At 60.0% G+C, this 17929-nt stretch carries 14 protein-coding genes and 1 pseudogene; 3 read left to right on the top strand and 12 right to left on the bottom strand.

Annotation, left to right across the window (positions count from 1 at the left end; translation table 11 throughout):
* Positions 1-35 precede the first annotated feature (35 nt).
* Positions 36-1826 (bottom strand): annotated as a pseudogene (locus tag WHX55_RS14545) (acyl-CoA dehydrogenase C-terminal domain-containing protein).
* An 83-nt stretch (positions 1827-1909) separates the two neighbouring features.
* On the opposite strand from WHX55_RS14545, the gene WHX55_RS14540 reads away from it, so the two are divergent.
* Positions 1910-2827: a LysR family transcriptional regulator gene (locus tag WHX55_RS14540; RefSeq protein WP_150752998.1), complete on the top strand. Its 918-nt coding sequence runs from the start codon at positions 1910-1912 to the stop codon at positions 2825-2827.
* A gap of 19 nt (positions 2828-2846) precedes the next feature.
* Here WHX55_RS14540 and WHX55_RS14535 read toward each other — a convergent pair whose 3' ends face one another.
* The 7 genes from WHX55_RS14535 to WHX55_RS14505 are packed head-to-tail and all read right to left on the bottom strand — an operon-like array spanning position 2847 to position 9141.
* On the bottom strand, positions 2847-4214 hold the full coding sequence (locus WHX55_RS14535) for an ATP-binding protein (RefSeq protein ID WP_150752816.1): 1368 nt from the start codon (positions 4212-4214) through the stop codon (positions 2847-2849).
* Positions 4211-4873: a response regulator gene (locus WHX55_RS14530; RefSeq protein WP_150723897.1), complete on the bottom strand. Its 663-nt coding sequence runs from the start codon at positions 4871-4873 to the stop codon at positions 4211-4213. Before WHX55_RS14530 ends, WHX55_RS14535 begins: the two co-directional genes overlap by 4 nt.
* 11 nt (positions 4874-4884) lie before the next feature.
* The gene (locus WHX55_RS14525) at positions 4885-5529 is read right to left on the bottom strand and encodes a tetratricopeptide repeat protein (RefSeq protein ID WP_150723898.1); all 645 of its coding nucleotides are present in this window, start codon (positions 5527-5529) and stop codon (positions 4885-4887) included.
* Positions 5526-6335, bottom strand: coding sequence for an SDR family oxidoreductase (locus WHX55_RS14520; protein WP_150752815.1), 810 nt, complete (start codon positions 6333-6335; stop codon positions 5526-5528). Before WHX55_RS14520 ends, WHX55_RS14525 begins: the two co-directional genes overlap by 4 nt.
* On the bottom strand, positions 6322-6996 hold the full coding sequence (locus WHX55_RS14515; protein ID WP_150723900.1) for an iron-containing redox enzyme family protein: 675 nt from the start codon (positions 6994-6996) through the stop codon (positions 6322-6324). The genes WHX55_RS14520 and WHX55_RS14515 overlap by 14 nt, the downstream gene beginning before the upstream one ends.
* Positions 6993-8474, bottom strand: coding sequence for an AMP-binding protein (locus tag WHX55_RS14510; RefSeq protein WP_150752814.1), 1482 nt, complete (start codon positions 8472-8474; stop codon positions 6993-6995). The genes WHX55_RS14515 and WHX55_RS14510 overlap by 4 nt, the downstream gene beginning before the upstream one ends.
* A complete protein-coding gene (locus WHX55_RS14505; protein WP_353742954.1) occupies positions 8464-9141 on the bottom strand; it encodes a thermostable hemolysin in 678 nt (225 codons plus the stop codon). Before WHX55_RS14505 ends, WHX55_RS14510 begins: the two co-directional genes overlap by 11 nt.
* Positions 9142-9463: 322 nt before the next feature.
* On the opposite strand from WHX55_RS14505, the gene WHX55_RS14500 reads away from it, so the two are divergent.
* Positions 9464-9742: a DUF2790 domain-containing protein gene (locus WHX55_RS14500; protein WP_150752812.1), complete on the top strand. Its 279-nt coding sequence runs from the start codon at positions 9464-9466 to the stop codon at positions 9740-9742.
* Positions 9743-9880: 138 nt separating this feature from the next.
* Here WHX55_RS14500 and WHX55_RS14495 read toward each other — a convergent pair whose 3' ends face one another.
* The 3 genes from WHX55_RS14495 to WHX55_RS14485 form a co-directional block, all read right to left on the bottom strand.
* Positions 9881-12007, bottom strand: coding sequence for a TonB-dependent siderophore receptor (locus WHX55_RS14495; RefSeq protein WP_353742953.1), 2127 nt, complete (start codon positions 12005-12007; stop codon positions 9881-9883).
* 231 nt (positions 12008-12238) lie between these two features.
* A complete protein-coding gene (locus WHX55_RS14490; protein ID WP_353742952.1) occupies positions 12239-13594 on the bottom strand; it encodes a dicarboxylate/amino acid:cation symporter in 1356 nt (451 codons plus the stop codon).
* Between the two features lie 106 nt (positions 13595-13700).
* The gene (locus tag WHX55_RS14485) at positions 13701-14756 is read right to left on the bottom strand and encodes a tartrate dehydrogenase (RefSeq protein WP_150752810.1); all 1056 of its coding nucleotides are present in this window, start codon (positions 14754-14756) and stop codon (positions 13701-13703) included.
* 136 nt (positions 14757-14892) lie between these two features.
* On the opposite strand from WHX55_RS14485, the gene WHX55_RS14480 reads away from it, so the two are divergent.
* Positions 14893-15816, top strand: coding sequence for a LysR family transcriptional regulator (locus WHX55_RS14480; protein ID WP_056724978.1), 924 nt, complete (start codon positions 14893-14895; stop codon positions 15814-15816).
* Between the two features lie 98 nt (positions 15817-15914).
* Here WHX55_RS14480 and WHX55_RS14475 read toward each other — a convergent pair whose 3' ends face one another.
* Positions 15915-17411: a multiheme c-type cytochrome gene (locus WHX55_RS14475; protein ID WP_150752809.1), complete on the bottom strand. Its 1497-nt coding sequence runs from the start codon at positions 17409-17411 to the stop codon at positions 15915-15917.
* Positions 17412-17929 lie beyond the last annotated feature (518 nt).

Below are 17929 nucleotides of genomic sequence, written 5' to 3'. Positions count from 1 at the left end.
CGGAGTCTCTCGGTTACCGCCGCACGCTGCTGCCATCAAAATGCGAAATCGGCCTCGTCCATGGCCATCAGGCAATGGGCTCCGCCCCGAAGGCTTTCACGATGGCCACTGGCACGGGGCAGCACCCGACGCCAGTAAAAATCCGCGGCTTGCAGCTTGGCCCGATAGAACCCGGGTTCGTCAGTACCTGCGTCCAGCGCGGCTTGGGCACGCACAGCCGCCTGCAACCACAGCCCGCCCACCAGCACGTAAGCGCTGTACGCCAGGAAGTCCACCGACATGGCGCCGATTTCCTGCACATCACGCCGGCACGCCTCGACCACCTCGACACCCAGTTCACGCCACTCGGCGAGACGCCACTGCATGGCCTCGGCCATTTCCCTAAGCGCGGCTTGCGAGCCAGCCGCATCGACATGCACGGCCAGTTCATCGATCAGGGCACCCAGTTCCGTGGCGCCATCGCCCAGCACCTTGCGCCGAAGCAGATCCAGCGCCTGGATACCGTTGGTCCCCTCGTATAGCTGGGTGATACGGCTGTCGCGCATCAACTGCTCCATGCCCCACTATCGGATGTAACCGTGGCCGCCGTACAGCTGAACGCCCAGGCTGGCGACTTCCTGGCCGACGTCGGTAAAGAAGGCCTTGACGATTGGAATCAGCAGCGCCGCCCTACGACTCGCCTTCTGGCGAGCCTCGGGTTGCGGGTCGCCGTGTTCGAGGTCCAGTTGCAGGGCGGTGTAGGCCGCGAGCAATCGGCAGCCTTCGCTCAAGGTCTTTTGCGTCAGCAGCATGCGCCGGACATCGGGGTGCACGATGATCGGGTCGGCGCTCTTGTCTGGCGCCACCGGACCGCTGATGGCCCGCGACTGCAGGCGCTCGCGGGCATAAGCGAGACCACCCTGGAAGGCGGCCTCGGCGATGCCCAGTCCCTGCAAGCCAACCTGGAAGCGTGCATCATTCATCATGGTGAACATGCACGCCAGCCCCTGATTCGGTTCACCGATCAACCAGCCTTGTGCGCCATCGAAGTTCATCACGCAGGTGGACGCGCCCTTGATGCCCATCTTGTGTTCCAGTGCGCCACAGCTCAGCGAATTGCGCAGCCCCGGTGTCCCATCGGCCGCGGCAATGAACTTTGGAACCAGGAACAGGCTGATGCCCTTCACCCCGGCCGGCGCATCCGGCAAACGGGCAAGCACCAGGTGAATGATGTTGGCGGTCAGGTCTTGCTCGCCGCCGCTGATGAAGATCTTGCTGCCGCTGACCTGATAACTGCCGTCGGTTTGAGGCTGGGCACGGGTGCGCAGCAGGGCAAGGTCGGTACCGGCCTGGGGCTCGGTGAGGCACATGGTGCCGGACCATTCACCACTGACCATTTTTTCCAGATAAGCCTGTTTGAGCGCCTCGCTGCCATGCCGATGCAGAGCCAGCACGGCGCCTTCGGTGAGGCCGGAATAAATGCGAAAGGACAATGAGGCGGCCATCAGCATTTCGTGGAAACTGGCCGAAATCAGCTGCGGAAAACCCTGGCCGGCGAACTCCTGCGGTCCGGTCATGCTCGCCCAGCCGTTATCGACGTACTGCCGGTAGGCGTCGCGAAAGCCCTGGGGCGTGGTGACGCGTCCGTCGATCAGCTGACAGCCCTGCTCGTCACTGTTGCGGTTCAGCGGTGCGACCACTTCGGTGGCGAAGCGGGCGGCTTCTTCGAGGACACCGTCGATGGTTTCCCGGTCCAGCCCCTTGTCCAACCGCTCACAATGGCCGCTGACATCGAACACTTCGTGCAGCACAAAACGCATGTCGCGCAGGGGAGCTTGATACTTCATGGCGGGCCTCATGGGTTGGCGCAGTGGAAAAGATTGCCGTCACCCTAAGCAGGCGCCTACTATTTTTGAAATTTCATTTTCATATGCCTGGTATTTGTAATTTGAATTTAAAAAGCTTCGATCTGAATTTGCTCCGGGTGCTCGATATGCTGCTGCGCGAACAGAACGTGTCGCGAGCGGCCGAGCGCCTGGCCCTCAGCCAGCCCACCGTCAGCAATGCCCTCGCACGCCTGCGTTCACTGTTCGACGACCCCTTGCTGGTGCGCGTTGGCCGTCACATGCAACCCACCTCCCGGGCGCTGGCGCTGGCGGGACCGATTCGCGCGGCCTTGCAACAGATCGAACAGACACTCAATGCCGGGGAAACCTTCGACCCACGCCTGAGCCAGCAGCAGGTGCGCATCGCCCTGACCGACTTTGTCGAACAGCTGTGCATGCCGCCCTTGCTGGCGCGCCTGGGAGAACTGGCGCCAAACCTGCGTATCGACGTTGCTCACCTCGCCCCCAGCCTTCCTGCCGAGCTACTGGACCGGGGTGAACTGGACATGGTTCTGGGACGCTTCGAAGAAGTGCCGGCGCGCTTCACCCGCCGGGCCTGGCACAGCGAAACCCTGCGACTGGCGGTGCGCAAGCAGCATCCGCTGGCACACGACCCACTCACGCTGGATAACTTCCTGGGGCTGCGCCATCTCTGGGTCAGTGGCGGCCAGTCGCGTGGCATGGTCGATCAATGGCTGGGCAAGCAAGGCCTGTCGAGGAAAATCGTCTACACCACACCCAACTACCTGCAAGCGGCGCACCTGGTCGCCCATTCAGATTTGAGCGTCGTCCTGCCGACCCAGTTGGCCAATCAATTCGCGCAGTTGCTACCGCTGCAGGTGTTCGAATTACCCTTCGACGTCGGCTCGTTCCACCTCGAACTGGTGTATCTGGCACAACGCCAACATGAGCCGGCACTGGCGTGGCTGATCGAACAAATCCTGGCGGTACGGCCGGCTTGAACGGACGCCCGGCATAACCTCAAAAGCGGCGGATTTCTAACGTAGCGCGTAATCCTCCATGGGTACGGTTCTCCAGTTTGATCCGCCCACCAAAGCGATCGGCAATGGCCTTGACGATGGTCAGCCCCAACCCTGCACCCTGGTCATTTCCGCGGCTGTAGAAACGCTCGAAAAGCCGATCGCGATCTTGCTCATTGATGCCCGGCCCCTCATCCTCGACAGACAGCTCGTAGCTGGTTTCCTTTTCGACCAGCCTTACAGTGATGACTCCGTTCCGGGGGGAGAAATTCGCCGCATTGGTCACCAGGTTGTTCAAGGCAATATCAATCGAGGTTGGGTCGACTCTCGCAAGGCTGATGTCGTCGCTCACATCAAAAACCAGTTCAAGCCCCTTGCTCAGCAACCAGGGCGTCAACTGAACCAGGCTGTCGCGAACGGTGCTGGCCAGATCAACAGGTGCAGGCGGTTCAGTCCCTGCTCCAGGCTCAATACGAGCCATCGTCAGCAATTGATTGACCAGTCGGCTGGTACGGTCCACGCCGGCAATCAGGAATTCGAGCGATGCGCGACGGTCCTCTTCACTCCCCGCCTCCATCAGGTTTTCCGCGTGGATCCTGAGCACGGCCAGGGGTGTACGCATTTCGTGGGCGGCGTCGGCGATAAAGCGTCGCTCGCGCCCCATGACTTCCTGAATTTGCGCGAGCATGCGATTGAGGGCGGCCTGCATGGGCTCAAGCTCAGTGGGTAGCGGCGTCAATTGCAAGGGTTCGAGTGAGCCGGGCTTGCGGGCCCGCAGCGTTGCAGCCATATTGACCAGCGGCTTCAATCCCCAGCCGATGGCCAGCCAGATCATGGCGGCCAGCAACAGACTCCCCAGGATATTGGGCCACAGCGTGTGGCGTACGATCCGGTCCACCAGGTCCATTCGCACATCGTCCCGTTCGCCGACCCAGATGCGCAGGTTGTTCTGCTTGTCTTCAAGCAGGAAGGCGCGCCAATGCCGGTTGTTCAGGTCGACTACATCGCTGAAACCCGGTTTGACCGCAGGTGTGCTGAAGGACGGAGAACTGGCCGTATGTACCAGCACTTCGTTCCTGGCGTTCCAGACCTGAAACGCAATCTTCGTTTCATACGGATGCCCCTCGGCCCCGGGTGTCGCCTCGTTCAGGGCCTGGTTGAAAGCCTTGTACAGATCCGCATGGTCCTTGCTCACCATGGGCATACGCATGACGCCTTGCAGCAGGCGAGCGTTCTGGGCCAGATGGGCATCATAGACTTCGGCGATTTCGTGGTTGCTGTCGTGCAGATTGAACACACTGATCACGGCCAGCCCGGCGAGCATCAGGCCGATGATCAGGATCAGGGTGCGACGCCGGATCGAGCTCATCGACGCTCCTCCACCAGGTAACCGATACCACGGACGGTGCGGATCAGATCGGTGGAGAACTTCTTGCGCAGGTGATGGATGTGCACTTCCAGGGTGTTGCTTTCGGCCTCCTCGTTCCAGCCGTACAGCAACTGCATCAGATGATCGCGAGTCATTACTCGGCCGGGTGGCGAGAGCAGTTCGTGGAGCAACTGGTACTCCTTGGGTGTCAGGGCCACCGGCTCGCCTTTGTAGCTGACTTGCTGGGTGCCGGGGTTCAGGCTGATACCGGCGTGCTCGATCAGCGATTGTCCACGCCCGGCGCTGCGCCGAAGCAACGCACGTATGCGCGCCTTCAATTCTGCCAGGTCGAAAGGCTTGATCAGGTAGTCATCGGCGCCGGCATCCAGGCCGGCGATGCGGTCTTCGGTGGCATCGCGCGCGGTCAGGATCAACACCGGCAGGTTGGAACCGCTGTCGCGCAAGCGCCTCAGCACTTCGAGGCCGTCCATGCGTGGCAGGCCAAGGTCGAGCACCGCCAGATCGAAGATTTCACTGAGCAACGAGTGCAAGGCGCTGGTGCCGTCCTGCAACCAGTCGACGGTATAACCTTCACGGCCGAGGGCCTGATGAATGCCCTCGCCGAGTGCCACGTCATCCTCTATGAGTAATAAACGCACAGGGTCTCCTGTCAGCCGAGTTGCTTGTTCACGTCCACCAACAGCGTCTCGATCTCCTTGCGGCGCCCGGCATCAGCGCTCTCGCGGCCAGGTCGAGGCGCAGCCAGCAAGGCTTTTTGCAGCGCTGCCCTGGCTTCGACATAACGCTTCTGACGGTAGAGGTGATCGCCCCAGAAGTACAGGCTGTCGATGCCGTTGGGGTTCATTTGCAATGCCAGCTTGAGCAACTGTTCGGCCTTGTCCGAATCGCCAAAACCGATGGGCCAACCCGGTACGCGGTCATAGAGTGCCCCCAGGCTGGTATAGGCTGAACCTTGCAGGGCCTTGGGGTCCAGCGTAAGGGCTTTTTCCAGGTCAGCTTTGGCATCCTTGACCTTGCTCAGCGCACCCAGCCCTCCCTGGGCGCCTGCCCAGCTACTGGTGACAATGCCAGACCAGATCCAGGCCTCAGCCACCGTTTGGCGTTCCTGCTTGAAGCTCGAAGCCTGAGCGGCCAGTGTTTCAAAAGCCGCGGTTCGTTGTCCCTCGGGCAACTCGTACTGAATGTGCGCCCAGCTTTGCTGGATACCGTTGAGACGCTGCTGGTCGGCGGCATCCAGCGCCCAGACACTCTGGCTCAATGCGCCAAGCAGCAGGCAAGCGATGATCTTGTTCATGGTTCGAGATTCTCCTGGTCGGGTTTCTGGCTCAGGCGGCGGATCAGTGGCAATTGTTTGCGTAAACCACGGTCCACCAGATGGGGCAGGAGGCTGTTCAGGCGTACAAAAAAACGTTCAGGCCAGCCCAGGTACAAGTCGCGACGTTCACCGGCAATGGCGTGAATTACCGCAGCCGCCACGGTTTGCGGATCGTCGACATTGGCTTTGAGCGCATCGTTCAGTGCCTGGGCTGCCGGGCTGTTCATGCCGGTACGGGTCGCTCGCGGGGCGACGTAAAGCACGCTGACCCGGGTGTCCGCCAGCTCCCGGCGCAAGGCTTCAGAGAACCCGCGCAGGGCGAACTTGGTGGCGCAGTAACTGGCGTAACCGGGGTAGCCAATGGAGCCATAGGTCGAACCGACGTTCACCACCATGGCACTGTCGGCTTGCTTGAGCAGAGGCAACATCAGTTTTGTCAGGCACATCGGCGCACTGATGTTCACCGCGAGCATCGAATTGATCTCGCTGTCGTCCAATTGTTCGAGCATGGCGAAATGGTTGACCCCGGCGGCATTGATCAGCAGGTTGATGCCGCCGATACCCTGGGCCTGCGCCAGCACCTGGCGGCGGTCGGAGAGCAACGTCAGGTCTGCACGGACCCAGCACAGATTGCGGGGATAAAGCTCCAGCAGCGGCACCAAGGGTTCCCGATGCCGAGCCACGGCCAGCACCTGGGCACCACTGGCGCACAGTGCGGTGGCGATGGCCAGGCCGATGCCGCCGCTGGCACCGGTCAACACGACGCGAGCTTCAGACAGGCGCATGCAGGTTCTCCCCGTTACGCGGCAAGCCACGAAACATATCGGCGTAGAGCCGGTACACCACTTTGGAGGCATGAATGACGGCGGCCTGGTCGCCCGGGTCTTCAAGGCTGTTCATCAGTCGACGGTAGGTCTGCATATGTTCGATATCCAGTGAGCCGTGGGAACTGAGGTAGCTGAAGGCGCTTTCCGGCAAGTCCAGGCGCTGGCGAATACTGCCAGCGGCGTGGGTGGCCAAGGCGATGCTCGTGCCTTCGAGTACGTTGACCATGCCGAACAGCCCCACCGGATTGTCCCTGGCGATCAGGTCGTAGAGGAAGCTGACCATCAACTCGATAGGCAATGACGGGCGCCCGTCCCGTACAGCGTCCCTGTCGCCGCCGCAGGCTTGAATGTCATCGAGTACCCATTGTTCGTGGCCGTATTCGTCCTCGATGTATTCACATACCGCTTCGCGCAGCCATTCCAGGCGCAATGGCAGGCGCGCACCGCAGGCCATCATCAATGGCACGGTATGGCGCACGTGGTAATAGGCCTGTGCCAGAAAGCCCCGGTAACTTTCCAGGCTGACGTCGCCCTGCAGCGCATCACGGATGATCGGCAGGTTGAACAGCTCATTACGTTCTTGCTCGGTGGCTTGTTGCAGCCTGTCAAAAAAACTCATGGTGCGGATTCCTCGGAGAATGCAGATTCGCTCAATTGCCCTCGGTAGCGTTCGACGATGGCGTCACGGCGGGGCCGGCCATTGGCGGTGAGCAAGCCGTTGGTGGCAGTGAAGGGTTGGTCGAGCCGGCTCCAGTGATGGACCTGGGCGTACTCGGGCAAAGACTCGTTGGCCTGGGCCACGGTAGCGGCCAGTTGTTCGTCGGTGCAGTCCGGGCGGTGGGGCCAGAGCAGCGCATGGTTGTGAGGCATGGCCTCGCCATAGACGAAGGCCTGGGCGACAGGCCCGCGCTGGGTCAATTCGGCTTCCACCCACTCGGGGTTTACGTTGCGTCCGAAACTGGTGACGAACTGATGTTTCTTGCGTCCCTTGAGGTAGAGAAAACCCTCGGCGTCGAACTCGCCGAGATCGCCGCTGGGCCACCACTGGGCGGTGTGCGGCGCCTCTCCCAGATAGCCCAGCAAGGTTGAACCCTTGATCAGCACTTCGCCGTCGTCCGCCAGGCGGATCTCCACATGGGACAATGGCCGTCCGACACTGCCGGTGCGCCGTGCTTGCGGGCGATTGAGGCACACTACCGACGCGCACTCGGACAACCCGTAACCTTCATAGACAGGTATGCGGACCCGTTGAGCGCGATGCAGTAGATCTTCGCTGACCCGGGCACCGCCCACGGCGGTAAAACGCAGATGCTGTGGGTCGAAAGCCTGCTGCTCGGCCGCACTGACCAGCATCAGCAACAACTGCGGCACCAGAATCAGGCTCTGGGGCGAACGGCTGGCCAGGCATCCCAATAGCTGAGGCACATCCACACCGCTGGCGCCTTCAATCCCCAGGGTTTTCTGGCTGGGCAGGCTCAAGGTAGCGCCGGCATACAGTGCGGCGTAACAACCGATGTTCTCCAGCAAAATGGCCAGCGGCAGCAGCGCCAGGTGGTGTTGCGGGTCGGTGGGCTGGCTGGCCAGGTGCAGCTCGCGAGCGACTCGCAGAATGCTGTCGGCACTCAAGCACACGCCCTTGGGTGTGCCTGTGGTGCCCGAGGTGAAGGTCAACTTGGCGGTGCCTTCAGGCATCCGGTTCGGGTCACTGAAGGTGCGATGCCAGAACTCGCCGCACTTCTGATATCCAGCCGCTAGCAGCTCGTCGTGCAGTTGCGGCTCGGCAATGACGTGTTCGGCCTGGCTTTGCTCCAGGCAGTGCTTGCGTTGCGCCGGACTGAAAAAAGGCGGCAAGGCTACGCAGGTCAAACCCTCGAACAACGCGGCCAGGTCCCAGAGCATGGCTTCGACGCCATTGTCCAGGGCCAGGGCGATCACCCTTGCCTGCTCATCGCGCAGGCGCTGCCGGCGATAAATGACCTCGGCATACAGCGTGGCGTAGTCCAGCTTCAGATGATCGCCCCACAAGGCAATGGCATTGGTTTTTTGCTCGGCATGATGACGCAGGGTCTGTTTGAAACGCTCCATTTCAGGCGACATGGCAGGCCCCTTCAATAGAGGTTGGCAAGCCCAGGCGGCTGAACAGGCCAATGTTGCGCAAATGAATGAATCCGGAGCGGATATTGCCAACATGAACCCACGGCTTGCTTTCGTAGTAACTGCCCCAGGCGTGGCGGTCCTCGCCCAGACGCGCCGGGTCGGCAGCACACAGCGTCACGGGCTTCAAGCCAAGGCGATGAAAGCTATTGACCAGCCCCAGGTTCCCGGTGAAGGCAACCCATTCCAACCCCCCCATGGCCAGCAGGTAGGTCATCGCGATGATGCTCATCCGTGCGCTGCCGGTGTCGCTGGCAGCCAGGTTGCCTACCTCGACGATGGCTGAGCGGCCTACGGTGTGGTCGGCCGCAGCACTGATCAGCGGATCGATCGCCTCGTCCAGGTAACCTTCCAGGAACAGCGGCCCGGCGCTCGCCAGACGTACCCCGACCACCGCACAAAGCGCGCCGGACGCATCGCTCATGCCAAACAGCTCCGGCATGAAATGGCGAATATCGGCACCGTGGGCCTTACGAAAACGTTGCTGGATAAAGGCTTCGAAGGCGCTCCGTTGCGGAGCGTCCGGCAAGGCCCTGACGAGATACATCTGCTTTGTTTCGGCCAGGCCAAAGTGCAGCGGCAACTGAACGTTCCAGTTGAAATCGGACATTGAAAAACATCTCCCCGGATCAATTGGGGAGAAGTATCAAAGGCATTTCTTAACGAAGTCTGAAGGTGACAAAACAGATTGTCGCCTTGCGTGTCAGTCCGTCATGACATGTCATGACCTCCTTCAGAAACGGACTTTGCCCAACAAATACGGCGTTTAAAGGACGAATGGTCGAGAGGCGTCAAGCGTGGGGAATTGCCGGGAGTTTGTAGCCACTACAGGCTTTTCAGGTAGGCGCGTTCGTCGCGGTGATGTGAACTTCACTTTCTCAACGTGTCACATTAGGTCCCTGTCAAGTGAAATCCAGTAGAGGTAAAGCCTTATGAGCATGGCCACAATTGTCAGTGCCGTGATTTCCAGTCTCGCACCCAGTGTCTTCGACCAGAACAGCCTGCAAGAACCCGGCGCGCATGTCTCAGCCGTCGATTACCACTACGGAATGGAAATCGATGTGAAACAGGTGCTGCAGCGCACCGATACATCCGACAAGACCGGCGTGGTACCGGTGACTGTGGTCTACCTGGACAGCGAGGGCGAGGTTCACAAGATCCGTTTTCTCGAATGGGGTGGAAGTGCCGCCGACCCCACCAGCATTGCCTGATCCGCTCGCCGAATGGGTTCCAGGCCAAGCCTGCGCGCTGCAGGCCGGAACCCCCGACTGGTTGGCCACGAGATACTCGTGGCGCGGATGGTCCGGGAGCAAGCCTGAAGGCGCCGCAACGCGCGGCATTCATCCGGACTACAACGTGTAGGAAACACCGACCTGCACCGTTCTTGGTGCCCCTGGATAGGCGTAAACGTTGCCGAATGCGCCCTCCTCATAATCTTCGTCCGTCAGGTTCTTAACATCCAGGTTGAGCCTGATCCTGTCGTTGACCTTGTAATAGCTCAGCAGGTCGACAACGGTGTAGCTGCCCATCGAAAACGCCGTGTTGGCCGTCTGCCCTGCACGCTCATCGACGTACTTGAGCCCGGTGCCAAGCCCCAGTCCCTTGAGCGCGCCATCCTGGAACTCGTAGACGTTGAGCAGGCTGAAGCTGTTCTGCGGGATGTTCATCAGCCGGGTGCCGGACTTGATGACGTTGTCCTTGGTCACTTCGGCATCGACATAGGCGTAACCGCCAATCACCCGCCATTGCGGGGTCAGGTTGCCGGCGATGTTCAGGTCGAAACCACGGCTGCGCACCTCGCCTGCCGCCACGCTGAACGTCGAGTCCACGGGATCGGTGGTGAGTACGTTGCGCTTTTCGATCTGGTAGATCGCCGCGTCGACACTCAATTGACTGTCCAGCGCTTCCCACTTGATACCCAGCTCATAGGACTTGCCCTTTTCCGGTTCGAAACCACCGCCCTGGCGACTGGCACCGGTATTGGGCTTGAACGAGCGGGCCGTATCGGCATAGATCGCCACGGTGTCAGTGAGGTCATAGGTCACCCCAACGCGCGGGGTCACCGCATTGTCGCTGGCCTCCCAGCTTTTGCCGCCTGGCACAAAGGTTTGGTAATCATGCTCGAAGCGCTCGAAACGGGCCCCGGCCAATACTCTCAAACGCTCGGTCAAGGCCACCTGTTCCTGGACGAATGCCGCGTAGGTCTTGAGGTTTTCCTTGTCATTGGTCGGGGTGCGGGTCAAGGCTGGACGCGGCTGGCCGTACACCGGGTTGAAGATATCGATCGGGTAGGCACTCACCGCGCCGCTGGAGCGCTGGATGATCGACTTGTAGTCGTAATCCTCGTACTCGACGCCGGTCAGCAGTGTGTGATCGAAACCGCCTGCGGTGAAATGTCCGGTGAGGTTGAGCTGGGTGTCCTTGTCCGTCCACTCCAGCTTGCGGTAGTTGAAGTTACGGCCCAGGGTGCGCCCGTCCGCGGCCACACCGTTGGCTTCGACCGCATTGCCCTCGAGGGTGCCGTCGAGCCATTGGAATCCGCCGCCCAGCGTCCAGTTATCGCTCAGCAGATGCTCGAACCGCAGCTGCGCCATGTTGTTGTCATTGTGCAATTTGCCAACGTCTTTTTCGCCGAAGAAGGTATCGCGGGACGCGGTGCCAATCTGATTCGGATAGCGCGTCACGCCGCGATCGAGCGGGTGATTGTTGCGCATGAAGTCGCCTTCGAAAATCACCTTGGTGTCGTCGGTGGCCTGCCAGGACAGCACCGGCGTCACGCCGTAGCGTTCGGTTTCGACATGATCGCGGAAGGTATCACCGCCCTCACCCACCACGTTCAGGCGATAGGCCAGGCGGCCCTCTTCGTCCAGCGGGCCGGAGGCGTCCAGCGTGCCACGCTTCATTCCCTGATCATCGAGTTGGCTGCCCAGGGTCACAGTGGGCACGGCCAGGGGTTGTTTGGAGATGACGTTGAAGGTGCCGCCCGGATCGCCTCGGCCATAGAGCATGGTCGCCGGTCCTCGCAGCACTTCCAGTCGCTCGATGGTGTTGGCATCGGGCATGTTCGGATAGCCACGGTTGATCGGGAACCCGTTGCGATAGAACTCCCCGGTGGTAAAGCCACGCACGGTAAAGGTGGTCAGGCCCTGGCCACCGAAATTGTTGGCCCGCCCCACACCACCGGCGTAATCGAGGGCGTCCTGCAGTCGGGTGGCACTGATGTCCTCGACGACATCCCTGGTGACCACGCTGATGGACTGTGGGGCTTCGTGGATCGATGTGTCGGTGCGCGTGGCGCTGGCCGAACGCGTCGCGCGATACCCGTCAACCGGCCCCAGGGCGGTTTCAAAATCTGCTGTGCCAACGATGTCAGTCGCTTGCAACTCCAGACTGGATTTATCGGTAGTTGCCTGCTCCGCCCAAGAGGAAGCGGAGAACGCCTGAAGCACGCAGATAGACACCAGAGTACGACGCATCTAGGAAACCTTGTGAAAATAGCCAAATGGGACGGCATACATGCCAATAAATCGCGGCGCATGGTATACCATGTCACCACGTCTTGATACGTATTCTCATTTGAATTTTCTGAACGCGACCTGGTTCATTTCAAATCGCCGATGGTTCAAGCCCCCCCTGTCGAAGCCGCCGGCATAACAATAAAGGGCCCCGAAGGGCCCTTTGCACTCAGGACGTAAGCCCCCGGATATCTACACTCGTGAAGCTTGGTCAAGGCCGGGCAACAAGGGACTGTTCTTTGTCGATGAATGGGCATGAACAACCTCCGCCCGCACAGCCTCGGGCTTCTGCACTTCGACCTCACCATTGAGCGCCTTGTGCATCTTGACGGTGTCCAGCGCCCCGACCCATTTGGCAATCGCCATGGTGCCCACGCCATTGCCGATGGTATTGGTGATTGCCCGCGCTTCCGACATGAACCGGTCAACGCCCAGCAGCAACACCATGCCCGCCACCGGTATGGTGCCCAGGGAAGACAATGTGGCGGCCAGAATGATGAACCCGGAACCCGTGACACCTGCCGAGCCTTTGGAGGTGAACATCAGTACCGCCAGCACGATCAGTTGATCGGTCAGGGTCAGCGGCGTGTTGGTAGCCTGGGCAATGAATATCGCGGCAATGGTGTAGTAGATCGCTTGCCCGTCCGGGTTGAAGGTGAGGCCGGAGGGAATGATCATCCCGGCGACGGGTTTGGACACCCCGGCCTTCTCCATTTTGGAAATCATCTGTGGCAGCACCGACTCCGAAGAACTGGTACCCAGCACGGTGAACAACTCTTCCTTGATGAACTTCAAGAACTTCCACAGGCTGAATCCGCTGTAGCGGCAGATCGGGCCGAGGACGAAGATCACGAACACGGCACAGGTGAGATAGACGCAAGCCATCAACTTGCCCAGAGAGAACAGCGAGCCGAAGCCATACTTGCCGATCGTGAAGGCGATGGCACCAAATGCGCCAATCGGTGCCAGGCGCATGACCATGTTGACGATGCGGAACATACCCTGCATCAGGCTATCCAGCGTATCGACGAATGCTTTGCCCCGTGGCCCTACATGCGCCAGGGCGATGCCCAACAGAATGGAAAACAGCAGGATCTGCAGCACATTGCCCTTGGCGAAGGCATCCACGATGGTGTCGGGGATGATGTTCATGACGAAGTCCATGAACGATGCATGTTTCACGGCCGTGGTGTAGGTGGTCAGGCTGGTGGTGTCGAGGGTGGCGACATCGATGTTCATGCCGGCACCGGGTTTGAACACATCGACCACCACCAGGCCGACCACCAGCGCCAGGGTCGAGACCACTTCGAAATAGAGCAAGGCCCGAAAGCCCACACGCCCCAGTTCCTTCATGTTTTCCATGCGGGCAATCCCTGTGACCACGGTCAGGAAGATCACCGGAGCGAGGAGCATCTTGATCAATTTGATGAAGGCATCGCCCAAGGGTTTGAGCGCAGCGCCGGTTTCGGGAACGAACACGCCGACGATGGCGCCGAGGATCACGGCGATCAGCACTTGCACATAGAGTTTGCCGAATATTCTTTTCATGACAGGACCCTGATTTTTTATTGTTGTCAGGAAATGCCAAGGAGTCAGATCAACTGACCTGCCCCTCGGCGTTGTGCCGCAGTACTGCCTGGAAGCGCTGGAAAAATCAGCGGTTGATCAACGCGATGACCGCATCCGTGATCTGGCGGGTGGTGGCGTTGCCGCCAAGATCCGGGGTATGCACACCACTTTCGGTCACCGCTTCGATCGCTGACATCAACTGCTTGGCGCTGGCGTGTTCGCCGAGATGCTCGAGCATCATTGCAGCCGTCCAGAACGTCGCGATCGGGTTGGCCACACCTTTGCCGGTGATGTCGAACGCCGAGCCGTGGATCGGTTCGAACATCGACGGGAATTGGCGTGACGGGTTGAGGTTGGCGGTCGGTGCGATACCCAGGCTGCCGGACAGTGCCGCGGCCAGGTCAGACAGGATGTCGGCGTGCAAGTTGGTGGCGACGATCACATCAAGCGTCGACGGTTTGAGCACCATGCGCGTAGTCACCGCATCGACCAGTTCCTTGTCGATCCTGACGTCCGGGAAATCCTTGGCGACTTCATAGAAAATCTCGTCCCACAACACCATGCCATGACGCTGGGCGTTGGACTTGGTGACCATGGTCAGGTGCTTGCGCGGACGACTGCGTGCCAGTTCGAAAGCGAAACGGTGAATGCGCTCGACGCCGGCACGGGTGAATACCGAGACTTCGGTGGCGACCTCTTCCGGCAGGCCACGGTGTACCCGACCACCGTTGCCGGAGTACTCACCTTCGGAGTTTTCCCGCACCACCACCCAGTCAATTTGATCGCCGTTGTGCAGCGGGCTTTTCACCCCAGGCAGTACCCTGGCAGGACGCACGTTGGCGTATTGGTCGAAACCCTGGCAGATCGGCAGGCGCAAACCCCAAAGTGAAATGTGATCCGGCACATTGAGCGCGCCCACTGCACCGAAGAAGATGGCATCGAAGGTTTTCAGTTCTTCCAGGCCACCTTCGGGAATGTAGTAGCCGTTTTTCAGGTAGTTATCCGAGTTCCAGTCGAAGTGTTTGAAATCCAGCTGGAAGCCGGACTTCTTCGACAGGGCTTGCAGCACCTCGACGCCAGCGGCAATCACTTCGACACCGATGCCATCACCTGGAACCGCTGCAATCTTGTATGCACTCATGGTCAACTCCACTCTCGTAAGTTTCTTGTTGTGCCTGTCGAACGGGCTGTTCAATCAGGGTGTGAGCGGAGTATATGTAGTGAACAAATAGGTGTGAGTTACTCATAATCACTACATAAATAACTTTGAGTTACGAATGAGCCAGACCCTGGATTTGTCGTTTTTCTACCTCTTGGCCAATAAAGGCAGTCTCGCCGCGACCGCGCGGGAACTGGGTATCACGCCGCCAGCGGTCAGCAAGCGTCTCACCGCGCTGGAGGCTCGATTGGGCATCCGCCTGGTCAATCGCACCACGCGCTCCATGAGCCTGACTTCGGAAGGTGAGCTGCTGTTTTCCCACGCCGCCCGTATCCTGACGCAGATCGATGAGGTCGAGCAGTTGATCCACAGCAGTCGGGCCACACCCAAGGGCCTGATTCGGGTCAACGCGTCGCTGGGTTTCGGCCGCCGATACATCGGCCCTGCCCTGGGTGCATTCTTCGCCCAGTACCCGGAGGTGGAGGTACAGCTGGAAATCAGCGATCACCCCCTGGACCTGACGACCCATGGGTTCGACCTGGGCATACGCTTCGGCACCTTGCCGGACGCCGCCTTCCATGCACGCAAGATCGCGTCCAATCGTCGTCTTCTATGCGCTTCGCCGCTGTACCTGGAAAAGCATGGTGTGCCGCAACGCCTGTCGGACCTGCAGCAACACAACTGCATCTTTCTCAGGCAAAACGAAACGCCCTACGGTGTGTGGAGTTTCACCAACGGGGGGCGTACGCAAAACATCAAGGTCCGTGGCGCACTGGGCTGCAACGACGGCGAAGTGGCCCTGAATTGGGCGCTTGAAGGCTACGGCATTCTGTTGCGAGCCGAATGGGACATTGCCCGATACGTGCGCAGCGGCCGCTTGCGACTAGTGCTGGAAGACCAGACTCCGACCCGCGCCGATGTTTATGCGGTGTACCCGCAACAGTTGCACCTGTCAGCCCGTGTGCGCAGCCTGATCGATTTCCTGGTCGAGCGTTTCAGGCACATTGACCACCTGGATGAAACGGCAGGCCTGCACGACTGAACAGCCTGGGCTCGCAGGCGCTTCGGCTAACAGCGCGAGTTACTGGATGCTGCCGCTGTCCGAGACGCGTTACCTGTTCGACGATGGCAATGACATGTTCATTCTTTGTAGTAGGCGCTGACGTCGTCGAGTTTCAACTTCGCGGGTACCGCCCGCTTCGCCGTCTCGGATCCGGTCGACAGGGGTACGCTCTGCGTGACGTTGGCCATCCGGGTGATTTCCACCTGCACTTTATCCTTGCCGAGCAGGTAGTCGGCCAGTTTCTGGGAAAACGGCCAGTAGTTCAGATCGGCAGTCAGGGTCAGCGGCCCGACGGCGTCGGCCGGCACCAGGAAGGAGAACTCCCCGATATCGTAGCCCTTGGGCAGAATGCGGTTGTCCGAGAGAATCTGCGTGGCATTCCAGACCTCGACGTCCAACGGATTGCCGTCCTTGTCGCCTATATGCACCTTGAAATTTCGCGTGTTGACCTCGGTCTTGCCGTCCTTGATCGAGCCCAGGCGATAGATCTCGCGACCATTGGCATCCTGCACCCGGAAATCGATCCACATCTCCCGACCCTCGGGAAAGCCGGTCGGCAGCTTGTGCCCGGCGCCGACGTTGGTCACTTTGACGGCTACCGAGGTGTATTGCCCGGGCGTCATGGCTGCCGGCACTTGCTGGAACTTTATGTCCCCGGCACGCGCGAGCATGTCGCGTGCGCGTTGCGCGCCCTCCTCCTGACCGAGATGCTTGAGCATCGTCGCGTTGGCTCCGCTGAACCAATGCGAGGCGACCTCCTCGCGGTCTGGCCCCATGATCGCGGCCTTACCCGCAAAGCCCGGCATGTGACAGTTCTGGCAGGTCACATTGTTAAGGCTGTAGGTGCTCTCCTGCCACTCGTCATAAGTACGCTCGACCGCCACACTGCTGAAGGGATGCGTGACGTTGTGGCAGGTGCCGCAAAAGTCCGAGCGCGTGTGCAGAGCGGAATACACGGTGTCGTGATAAGGCGAAACGGCATCCTTGCGCGGGCCGAACTTGGTCGGTTTGCCGTTTGCCCGAGGGCTCAGGACATAGGCACCGTTATCGAGGCCTGTGCGGGCACTGATGTTGTGGCAGGTCTCGCAATCGACCCCGGGCATCGGATGATTCTTCTCGCTGTCTTCAATCGAGGAGCGGTTGACTTGCGAAGTGATCTGCCCGGTCGTGAGACCGATCGGGGTATGGCAGCCGGTGCAGAAGTTATCGACCTTGCCCTCGGTGGCCGCACTCGCGCGCTTGAGCAAGGCCCGATAGATGGGTTCATCCCAGGCCTGGGACATCATCGATGAACGCCACTGCCTGTAGATCTCCGTATGACAAGCGCCACAGACCTGGGCATTGTCGAAGTCCTTCACATTCAAGACCAGGTTGCCGGTGGTATTGGCCCGATGGGGAAAGAACGGCATCCCGCCAATCACATGCATGAGCCTGGAGCGTGCCGGCTCCAGCCACTTCTCATTGCCTTGACTGTCATTGCCCTGAGGTTCGTCGGCCGCCACCAGCGTTACCGTGAGCAGGCAAACCAGCAAGCACAACAGACGACGCAGCGGCGCTACCTTGGAGTGGTTCATAACGACTTCCCCTGGACAGTTGCAGAGGATGACTGCAGCACTTCCATTGAGTAACCAAGGGTATTTCGTGATGCAACCCGATGGTTACATCAATCACTCAATGGGGTACTTACAGCTCCACGGCGTCCCGACACCTTTCATGAACGGGATACCCTCGCTCAGCAATTACCCTGCCATCGATGTAACAATACTTGTCGGCATACCTGAACGCCCCGCAAACATTGCTCGGAATTTGAAATGTCTGAGTTGATGGAGATGCGAACCCTGCTGGGGATTCGCGCCCATTGGCGGGGTGAATTCACGCCGAAATCGGGGGGGGGGGGGGGATTCAGATCAAGGGCCAGTCCTGCGATACAACCGCCGCACAACATCCGATAGCTGCATTACCCTCCGGGGTTAATGAGCCGCTCTGATCCGTTACTTGGCCCGCCGACGCTCTAGCGCTGCAACCTGCTGCACTTATGCACTTGATTGCGGAATAGGAAAGCGTTTCTCCGCGCAGTGCACCTCGCCAATCC

The sequence above is a fragment of the Pseudomonas fluorescens genome (genome assembly GCF_040448305.1).
In the GTDB taxonomy this organism is placed as follows: domain Bacteria; phylum Pseudomonadota; class Gammaproteobacteria; order Pseudomonadales; family Pseudomonadaceae; genus Aquipseudomonas; species Aquipseudomonas fluorescens_BH.
This window is presented reverse-complemented; position numbering and strand designations above follow the sequence as displayed.